General features: G+C 35.0%; 6 protein-coding genes. All 6 read right to left on the bottom strand.

Annotated elements, in window-relative coordinates:
* Positions 1-116: 116 nt before the first annotated feature.
* On the bottom strand, positions 117-443 hold the full coding sequence (locus Q0A18_RS05985; RefSeq protein ID WP_292009244.1) for a VanZ family protein: 327 nt from the start codon (positions 441-443) through the stop codon (positions 117-119).
* Between the two features lie 25 nt (positions 444-468).
* Positions 469-846 (bottom strand): glycine cleavage system protein GcvH, encoded by a 378-nt coding sequence (gene gcvH / locus Q0A18_RS05980; RefSeq protein WP_292009243.1) that lies wholly within the window; start codon positions 844-846, stop codon positions 469-471.
* A 207-nt stretch (positions 847-1,053) separates the two neighbouring features.
* The gene (locus tag Q0A18_RS05975; RefSeq protein WP_292009242.1) at positions 1,054-2,013 is read right to left on the bottom strand and encodes a hypothetical protein; all 960 of its coding nucleotides are present in this window, start codon (positions 2,011-2,013) and stop codon (positions 1,054-1,056) included.
* 117 nt (positions 2,014-2,130) lie between these two features.
* On the bottom strand, positions 2,131-9,135 hold the full coding sequence (sprA, locus tag Q0A18_RS05970) for a cell surface protein SprA (RefSeq protein ID WP_292009241.1): 7,005 nt from the start codon (positions 9,133-9,135) through the stop codon (positions 2,131-2,133).
* 57 nt (positions 9,136-9,192) lie between these two features.
* Positions 9,193-9,777: a Holliday junction branch migration protein RuvA gene (gene ruvA / locus Q0A18_RS05965; RefSeq protein WP_292009240.1), complete on the bottom strand. Its 585-nt coding sequence runs from the start codon at positions 9,775-9,777 to the stop codon at positions 9,193-9,195.
* Between the two features lie 204 nt (positions 9,778-9,981).
* Positions 9,982-11,269: carbohydrate porin (locus Q0A18_RS05960; protein WP_292009239.1), on the bottom strand; the 1,288-nt coding region annotated here is incomplete at its 5' end.

The following is an 11,269-nucleotide window of genomic DNA, read 5'->3' as shown; positions in this document are numbered from 1 at the left end:
TTACTTAATTTATCATTTGAGGATAACTTTTATCTCAACTATCTAATCACAAACACATTACAATCAATCACAACGTTACTAACAATAAGATAAAGAATGTAAAAAGCTGACTTAAACTAGAAAAAACGTTTGATAAGCATCTTATATATATAGTATCCTGCCAAACATCCAATGATGTCTGCTACAATATCTAATGTTTCCATTGATCTGCCTAAATGCATTTCTTCCTGTAAAATCTCAGTTAGAAAAGCATATATAAGAATGATTTGAAAGAAATAAGAAAATTTGATTTTGGGAAAAGCTGCTACAAAAGAAAAACCCAACATAGCAAAGATACTTATATGTAGTACCTTATCAATTCCATTGAACATAAACCAGTATTCATGGTTTTCTTGTCCGGGTTTGAGCAGCATATAAGTAAGAAATGCCCAATAAATGGGCAAAATCTTACTAAATATTTTTAAAATTCTATCCAATGATAGCCTGATATTCTTCTGCTGAAAGTAATTCTGAATGGTCTGCACCATCAGCAATTTCTAATTTAATAATCCATCCCTCTCCGTATGGTTCAGAATTTAACAGTTCGGGCTGGTCTTCTAAAGCAGAGTTAAACTCAATTACTTTACCAGAAATCGGTAAAAATAAATCAGAAACTGTTTTTACAGCTTCTACACTTCCGAAAACATCTCCTCCGTTAAGATCATCGTCTACAGTATCTACATCTACATAAACAATATCTCCTAATTCTCCCTGAGCAAAATCAGTGATTCCAATAGTAGCCACATTTCCTTCGATCTTTATCCATTCGTGATCTTTCGTGTACTTTAATTCTGACGGTGTGTTCATTTTTTAATGTTTTTGATATTAGCAAATTTATTCAAAATAAATAGATGTCCAAAGAAAATAAAAGTTTATTTGACCTTCTCAAAACCTTACGGAATAAATCTATAGCTTTTATGTATCTGTTAATTTTTAAAGTTCTTATTATTTACGAAAAGTTTATTATGAATATTTCCTTTCCAATAATTTATTGAGTAAAAAATATGTTTTAAATTACTGTTTAGATTCTAACTGATTTTTAAGATTCTGAATTTCTTCGGCCTGTGTTTTCAGTTTTTTATCCTGTTCTATTACATATAAAGTCAGCTCTTCAATTTTCTGTAAGAGTTTAATTTGAAATTCACCTACGTTAACTCCTTCTTTTTCCATTTCTTTTGCAGAGGCAATCTCTGGAAGATGTTTTTTATCTTTGATATGTTTTTCCACTTCTTCCAACTTTGGTAAATCATAATTTTCTTCAAAGACAAAATCTGCTGTTGGGGTTAAAGTTACTTTTACTTCTTTGGCTTCTAATTTTCCTTGAAGCGAGGCATTTCCATTGGGTGTAAATCTTGCTACTTCTTTCTGATTAAACCTTATCGCCATAGCTTCTATCGGATAGCTTCCACTTCTTACAATTCCCAAATCGGCCGTATCATTATACCATGTAAATCGCATCATAGAATTCATGGTACTGGAACCATTCGCTGCTTCCATAAATTTAATAGTCTTAGGCTCACCACCAAAATTAATATCTAATTTTGCCTGAGGATCATCACTTCCTATTCCCACATTTCCATAAAAAACACTTTTTTTATTATCCGGATAAAGACGAATTACATTATCATTATGGGCTTTTCCTATATATAAAAACTGTAACCCATCTATTGGACCCAATGCTCCAAAACCAGCTAGGATAGAAGTACCGTCAGGATTTAGAAAATTATATCCCCTGGACCAAGCACTACTATTATACGCTTTTATTCCCACTCCGTAAACAGGAGATGCTGGATTAACAAGAATTTTTGATTGAATATCCAAAGGAGCTGTAGGACCATTTGTTCCAATTCCAACATTTTTGACATCCACTGAACTTACAGTAGCCCCAACAGTTCCTGCGGATGTATACAACTGTGCAAAAGCAATATTAAAACTTAAACCTAAAACTCCCACCACAAATAATTTTTTTATCATATTTTCATTTTTTACAAAAATAAGTAAATAATTAAAAATGTCTACTGACACATATAAAAAAGCCCTTATTCATATAAATAAAGGCTTTCTAAGTTTTTCACGAGGCTTGTTATTGGATTAAAAACCTCCGGAATCACCGAATGTAAATGTCGCAGAAATCCCCGCTCTAATAGTGGATAACGGAAATGCCGTAGATATTTTGTATTTGGAAGTCATTTGCTCGTAGAATACTCTTAAGTTCAGATTTTCAGAAACATTATAGTCCGCAGACAGCTTTATATTTAATAAAGTTTGTCCTCCGGTCACCTGTGAATCATCTAACAATATATTAGTAATGCTTGTTCTACTATCTCTTAAGGAGAAGTCTCCTCTGATGTTAAGGTCACTTCCTTTAGACCTTGCTCCTCTTGCATTGGTCATTCCTAACCGGAAGTTTCTGATGATATAACCTAATCTTACAACATATTCGGAGTTCGCATCTTCCGTTAATGTATGATTAACCAATCCTAATAACAGCATTCTGTTTCGGTTATACTGTAATCCAAACTGCATATTATTTCTCATCGTAACATCAATTCCGATAAGAGGTGAGAAAGATTCTACATAACCGACTTGAGAGAATGTAAACGGATTGATAAAATCTCCATTAACATCTATCATATTTCCGGTACTGAGACCATTAAAGTAGTCAATACTTGACTGCACTCCTGTAGCCGTATATGTTGCCGTATATGAATGTAAAAGATCAAATTTTGAAAATTGTCCATTAATTATAGGAATATTTTTTAAACCTGAATATGTAAACCTCCAATTCGGCAATGGTATTCCTGCTTTTTTAGCATCTCCGATCTGTTTAGCTGATTTTCCTTCTACAGCTGCTCTGAATGCGGGTATCAAAACATAAGCATTAGCCAGACTATGTCCCTCCGTAAAGCCATCCGCCCCAATAACACCTCCCATTTGCTGGGAAATTGCCATAGCATTTGCTTTTAATGCCTGATATATCGCCTGCCCATCTTTGAAGGAAGTCTTTAAAAGAACAACCGAGTTGGAATAGGTCACAAAGTCATCCGCATAGGAATAATTATGATTGGCATAATTCAAGTTTTGTATATTGTTAAATCCTGATTGAGAAAAATTCCTATTATAATTATGTAACGCCGATAAATCTATACGGAAATCATTCATCGGTACAATCTGTAAATTCGCCCTGAATTCCCTTGTTGACATTCTTACATAGGCATCTGTCATATAATCCGACGTACTCACCCATCCATTTTCCAAAACAGTCCGTCTTATATCAGCCTGTGATCCTAACAGGAATCCAAACGTGGGACCTCCTCCTGTCTGTCCATATCCATACCAGTTTGGAGCTGATAATAGACCCGGAAGCACTGTTCCATTATTTTCGGAATAGCTAACGTCCAATTGTTTAAATGATGTAAGCAGGAAAGCTATGCTTTGCAGCGGAGTCAACTTATTTTTAAATTTATAGCTCTTATATTTAAATCTCTTCTTATCCCATTGCTGGGTATACACGTTATTCAATGAATCAATCTCCTGCTTACGTTTCTGAAGTTTTGCCGAGATATCTTTAAAATACTTAAACTGTCCAAAGAATTTAGGGAAGTCTGCCGTAGCAGTAGCCTGAATAACATTGGTATTCTGCCCTATTGAACCCAGATTTCCATCAGGACTGGAAAGTAAAGCTGTAGATCTGGCATTCCAGTTATAAGTAAAGCCATATCCCACTTCTGCATCCATGAAATCCAGGTATGGTAGATACTGGAATGGAAGTTTGTAATTTAACTGAACTCTGTGATTATATAGTACCGGTCTACCTGCTCTGAATACATTTCCAAAAATCGAAGTATTATCCATTGTATTTACATCTACATTATCATTCAAAGTTCTCATGGTAGAGTTGATCTCTAACTTCAAAGATTTTGTAAAATTAAATCCTAAACCATACTGCCATCCGAAATAGAAGTTTCTGTTTTTTATTGCAGCAAAGTTATCATCATAATTCCCATTCAGAATTGCATCAACATTCCTATATTCAAGTTCATTATAATTTCTGTCGATCTCTGTTCTGAAAGATAACCTTGTCGGAATAGGGTTAAAGTTAAATTCTTTTACCCATTTAAGATATTTTGTGGATTTGGCAGTATCACTAATCATCTTATTAAATGGTTTAATTACCCAAGGTTTGAAAGTATAATTATAGTCCACATATCCTTTCAAATATTGTCTGTAATTTCTTTTTGTATAAATATCCCTGTAGTAATCATCATTATAAACCGTAGTTATTGAAATATTTTCTACATCGTAGAACTTAGGTTTTCTTTTTTGATTCACCCGTTCTTTATGCATGTTTACAATTCCGATACTTCTCTGCTGAGTGTAAGTTCTTGCTACCTTTTTAAGTTCCGCCTTATTTTCCGCCTTATTAAATTCAACATCGGTATCCAAAGGATTATACTTAGGGTCTTCAATTGTCTGTGAATAAGAATAATTCAAAGGAATTTTCATTCCGCTCTTTTCAGGAAGTAGTTTATCTACATTTACCGATGTATTGATACTGAATGCAGATTGTGCAGACTGGGTTCTTTCTGCCGGTTTAGAATCAATATTCCCAAATCCCACCGAGGTATAGGACGCACTTGTATTCACTACAGCAAAATCACCTAAGTTAAAGTTTAAGCTGGCATTTCCAGCATACCCTCCATCATTCTCTATATCTGAAAGACGAATTTCATTAATCCAAAGGACCCTGTCTATGGAAGTAGAACCTGTAGCTCTATCCCCCGCATTTCTCACCCCTAGCATAATAGTGGTAATATTTCCAAGACTTGGACGTCCTTTTATATAAATCTTTTTAAAGTTATCACCACCTCCAAATTCAGGATCTTCTGTTCTATTATTTATTGTATTAGGTGAATTTTTATCTCTACGAATCTTAGCATCAACAAAATTCTGAATTTCCAATTCTACATTATTTTCTGTCGGCCATATTTCCAGTGGTGTAGTGGCCGTATTAGGTGTAAGTACTAATGAAGCTTCATATTCATAGTAGTTATCTGTTGCATCACTTCCGAAACGAATGAAAAATTTAGTTTTTTCATCCATCCTTCCAATATTCAAATCTCTGTAAGTAGGATCTTCAGCATGTACAAAAAGTTTCAGCTTCTTGTACCTTCTCATATCCAAGCTGGTATTTTTGAAAACTCCTCTTGCTTCACTGTTGATAAGGTTCGAAGCTTTCATGTATAAAGAAGCCTCATTTTGTCTCTGAGCTCCAGCATTTCCACTTAGCACCTGTCTGTCAATTCCCGGAGGCAATACGTAAGGAGGCTGATTTAAACCATTTTCTTCAATATTTACGCTTCCAAGTTCAAAATTTTGCGGATCCGTAACATTTACCGATCCCTCATCTGTAGCAACATCTCCATATTTTGCCAGGTTTTTAGTATATCTTCTCCAGTCCGACCTTACAAGATCCATCGTTCCAAATCTCAGTGTTGATGTCTGATCAAAACCTGTTAATAATAATCTTGCAAATCTCACATTACTTAAAACAGCATCATCATGGTCCCCTTGATCTGCTACATACTGAGCCACCGGAATTCTAAATAAATACCATTTTACATCTGAATTCTGTCCATTCTGGAATTGAGCTTTAACCGTTTTTACATCTACAATATTATTTTCTCCAAGAACCAAACTTGCCTGATCAAGGTTAACTTCATATTGGTTATAGCTTTCCGTCTGATCAAGATTATAGTCTTTGTTGATATCTTCTGCATCAGGAGTTTGTGAAGATACTTCCAGGGAATTACTTTGTGAGTTTCCTTCAGGATTTCTAAAATATTTGTATCTCTGAACAATAGAGGCAGCCTGGCTACCGGTAAACTTATCAGACATATAGAATACGAAATCATCAAGAGCCGGGTCAGCAATATTAGTAACCGGATTGACGAATGTATTCCCGAACCTCATAGATTCTTGGTCTGAACTCAATCCATCATACCCAACATCCTGCGCGGTTCTATCTGTTCCTTCACTTGAAAATGCATACAGAATAGGTGCTTGCTTCGGTTGCACTCCCCAATTGGAAGAAGTGGTTGTAGAAGTTGAAGAAGGAGTTGGCAAACCATTTTCATACTGCATCAATCCATCTTTCAGAATATCTTCAGAAACATTTCCTAAGTGTAATAAAAGTTTAGGATTAGCCCCCAGTGTATTTCCATCTGCATAAGGATCCATCATCCAGAATTCCACATACTCAATATTAGAGTTTACGAAATTGGATACGGTGATAGGTCTCATGATCCCTGCCCATCTCTGCTGAGTGGATTCTGCACTAGGGTTTACGTTATAAGGTCCTCTTTCCTGAGGGTAATAAGAAATATCAAAGGTATTGGTAAATGTTTGTTCTCCGGCTACAAAATCTTTGTTATTGTAAATCTCTGCATACTGTACTCTACGGGATGCGTGATTAGAAACCGATTGAGCTGTAATTCCCGCTGGTGCTTTTCCTCCTACTCCCCAGAATCGAGGATCAATATTATACCATGATAATAATCCCCTGCCATACCCATTGGTAATATCATCATTTGCTCCGGCTCCCTGAAATATTCCTGTATTTTTTTCCGGTTTAGAAGCCAAACTCCAGGCGGTAGGTTCCTTTAATGATATTTTTGAGGTAGTTTGTTCAAAGTCGTCAATATAAGACTGATTATCTGTTCCTTTATTTATTCCCGGGATAAGATAGGCGGCTTCCATTTTAAAATTCAAATTGGATGGAGCTTCTGTATTTACAAAAGGAATTTTATCTGTTAACCTTGTAAGGAAAGGTAATTGGTTATTATACATTAAATTCATACCTACTATTGTATTATTAACAGCCTCCTGTCCATAATTTACTTTTTGGGTTAATGGTGATTCTGAATAATTAACAACGGTACCGCCCAAGATAAAGTTTTCATTAAATCTTCTTTCCAGATTTAATCCTAAAAATCGTTTTCTCTGAGTATTAAACGTTAATTGATTTTCTAATGAAATATTAATTGCCTGTCCGGATTGTTTTACATTTTCATTAATGATAGTTACTGTTCCCAGCATATAATCAACGGTATAATCAATACCTTCCGTTAATTGTACACCATTTGCAGAAACCTTTACAGATCCTTGCGGAACATTCACTGCTCCTAATGAAATCCCCTGCCCCTGAGTTCCTTTATAACGGCCTTCCATGGTATACCTCTGGGCAAGATTACTGGAAGTTGCTACCTGCTTCTGCTGAGTATAGAGATCGGTAAACACATATTGCGGATCACTGGTTCCTAAAACACTCGCCATATAGCTACCAAAAGGCTGTGCCTTGGTAAAAATAATCTTTCCTGTTTCAGCCCTTACGGTTATTCCTTCTACAAAGTCAAAAATACCATCTCCTGCCGTTCCGCCATTATTCTGGATATCTCCATTTGAATTCAAACGGTCCCAATTAAATAGATTCAATAAGTTAGTATTCTGTACACTTGTATTTGGTAAATAATTTACTTTCCCTCCTGTCTGAGAATCACGGTAATAAACATTTAATATAAAGCCATCTTTATTAACCTGACTTGCATCTAAGGAATAGATATTTTTCATCATCAGGTTCCACATGGGTGAAGACGTTTTTACAGTGGAATTCGGCTTTAAAACCTTAGTCACCAACACGGTACTTTCTTCTGAAAATTCACCCACTTTATATACCTGATTCGTTCCACTTACTGTATAAGAGTAAGAAACAGCCAATAGCTGGTTATCGTTTAATTTTTGATTTAATGAAATATATCCCAATTGAGACTGGAAGGTATATTCGTTCGAGTTAAGCCTTCTAGCCTTCTTATTGAAGATAAACTGTTCTCCGTCTGTATAAGCTTCTGTGCCACCACTGGCATTAGGCAAAGACTGTCCATTAATGGTATTATAAGTAGTACTGGCATCCCTCAAACCGGCACCTAATCCGTTAACTGCCTGATAGAGTCCATTTTGGGAATTATCAGGATATCCGGAAGGTCCGTCTCCTAAGTCTCTTATCCCCACGATACTTTTCTGATAGGATAGATTACTATTACTCTGATCCAATACCCAAACTTCTAATCTGGTTATGTTTATTTTTGAATTGATCTGAGGATAGTTCAACAATGCATTATCATAATTATTCAAGAAGTAATGTCCTAAAAAGTAGTGCTGATTTTCTTCGTAATCTATCGCACTGACTTTAAAGGTATTTACTACACCACCTCCCTGAACAACAATATTACGTGCTTCGCCCTGTTGTTGGGAAAGTACTACTGTTCCATATGTTTTTCCTAGTTGAAATTCTGTTTTTACTCCAAATAATGATTCTGAACCACGTATTAAACTGGTGGAAAGAGGCATATTGACATTACCGAACTCAACTCTTTTGATGATCTTATCTTCTTTTCCTGCTCCCGGAGAATTAATCTCATCCAAACCTTTGCTTTGCAAATCTTTCCAGCTCCCTGCCGATTGCCACGCTACATTCATTCTGTTTTCAAAGGCGAATCCGCTTTGGGTATCATAATTGGCTTTCAGCTGTAAGTTTTCACCAACTTTCCCTAATAATCCGAGCTGAATCCTCTGATCGATATCAAAAGCAAAACTTGTTCTGTTCTGCGGTAGAATCAAAGGATTATCTATCTTCTGATAAAGTCCTGCAAAATCAAATGAAGCATATCCGGAAGGAATAATCTCTATCTTATTACTTCCGAAAATAGTTTCGAATAATTTATTCTGAATGGTTAAGGAAGGAATCAATCCTTTCTTCTTGGCATCAGTTTTATCTTTTCTGAACATTAAACTATACCTGTCAGATTTCTCCTTATAATAGGCTTTAGTCTGGGTCATCATAACAAATTCCTTGTAGTCTTGAGGAGACATCGCTGTAGGAGGACCTGTAACTGTATTTCCAATCTTGGGATATACATAATACATCCCCGTTTTGATATCATAGAAAGCTTCATACTGTGTAGGGTCTGCTACTTCATAGTCTTTCTTTATTGAAATACTGTCAGGATGATTGACCTGTGCATATACGCTATATGACATACACAGGAACAATAGGAACAAAAATAATCTAAGAAACTTGCTATTCACCACCAAATGTTAAATATTTTTTAAAATTTGTTTTACCAATTCTTCTACCGAAATACTTGGATTTTGCTTTATAATGCGATCAGCTATCTTCTCGCTCATTCTTTTAGGAATCCCCAAAACGTCTAATGCAGATAACGATTCTTCCTTAATTTTATTATCCACAAATGTAGAAATATTTTCTTCTGAAATATCGAATTTTTGTACTTTATCCTTAAGGTCTACAATTATTCTTTCCGCTGTTTTAGCACCTATTCCCTTAGCTTTTTGAATCAATGCACTGTTTCCTGAAAGTATAGCAGAAGCAATCTCTGCTAAACTTAAAGTAGACAATAAAATAAGAGCGGAAACAGCACCTACTCCATTAACGCTTATTAACAAATTGAACATATCTTTTTCCAAACGAGTGTTAAATCCAAAAAGAAGATGAGCATCTTCTCTAATGATCTGTTGAATAAAAAGAAAAGACTGCTGGTTTAAAACCAGAGTTTGTGAGGTCATGAGGCTGATTCCGACGTAGTATCCTACCCCATTTACATTGATTACAACATAGGTTGGTGTTAACTCCTGTACAGTGCCTTGTAAAGAAAATATCATTTTTGTGTATTAAAAGTCCCAAATATAGTAATTTAAACTAATTTATAGTTTTCATTTCAGAGATACCTGTATTTTAACTTTTTTTTACACATCTTATTCAATTATCCTTGATAATATATAAAAACTCCAAAAAACTGGAGTTTTTATAATCAATTCAAAACTGAATTTGCTGTATTTTAGTATTCTATTTTATTTGATAATTTATTACCACCAGACTTCCAACTGCAGTCCCGCAGTAATTCCCTGGTTTTTATTGTGAAGTTTATTGTTAAATGATGAAATTCCCGTGATTCCGCGAAAACTATCAGACCAATGTGCATAAGTGATAAAAGGCCTTATGACCGGACGGGAATAATAACCATAATTCCAGGTAATCTGAGGAGAAAAGGTAACCTTTTGTAAACTTCCTTCCAGCCCCAGTTTAGAACTTTTCATATAATCATTGCCAGCTTCCAGAGCCAAATTAAAATGCTTACTAATATAATACAGGTACCGGAACCCAATACTGAACCAGTTTTTAGCTCTTCTGTTATCCAAAACAACTCCATCACTATTTGTATTTCCAATCCCGCTATCCCTGTATTGATAAGTAATCATTGCCTGTATTGCATTTTTCCTTTTATCATCATATTGAAAGTTATTGGTAATATCAAAAGCAGTCGCTTTATTCAAATCAAATACTCTGATATCATTATTATATTCGGAAGCAGTTTCTCCGGTATAACCACTAGCTACAACAGAACTTCCCTTCCTAAAAAAGAGTGTAGAAGTATGAGTAATATTTTCTTTAGAGTAAGTCCACCAACTTCCCAAAGCAAATCCTGAATGATTGGGTAAGTCTCGGGCTTTATTTTTTGATAAGGAACTAATCTGCCCTACAAAGTTAAGTTTGGAATTTTCTGTTAAAGGTATATTCAGATACCTCAAGTCTGCTACATAAGAATAATAATCAGGATTGCCATCATAATTAAATTCCATCAATGCAAGGTTTAGATTTCCAGAATTTTTAATTTTATAATTTTCAATACCAATACCAACTTGGGAATTTTGAGCAGAATTTAGCCAGAAATAGTCCAGTGCATCAATATTTCTACGATCGTAATAACGCTTCCCCATCCATATATCAGCTCCATTAATAATTTTATTAATTTTTCCATATAACTGCGCTGTTTGGGGAAATTCCTTATAATCTTTACTACCATAGGGTATATATTTCGACATCATATAAGTAACTTCATAAAGATTAACCGAATCCTTATCTTTATATCGGTAATTAAACTGAAGTTCCGAATAATGGTTAGCTTCATTTCCCAATCGAAATTTGTGAACATTTTCAGGTGTCGTAAAATCCACCATTTGTTCTCCATCTGTTCGCCCTATACCTGTCCTCAGGTAACCATTAAAAGTAAATTCATGCGGATTAAATTTTTGAGAATATCCCAATTTGTATCCAAGACTCATGAGGATTATAAAAAATATCCTTATGTAAGAG

This window comes from Chryseobacterium sp., assembly GCF_022712095.1.
In the GTDB taxonomy this organism is placed as follows: Bacteria; Bacteroidota; Bacteroidia; order Flavobacteriales; family Weeksellaceae; genus Chryseobacterium.
This window is presented reverse-complemented; position numbering and strand designations above follow the sequence as displayed.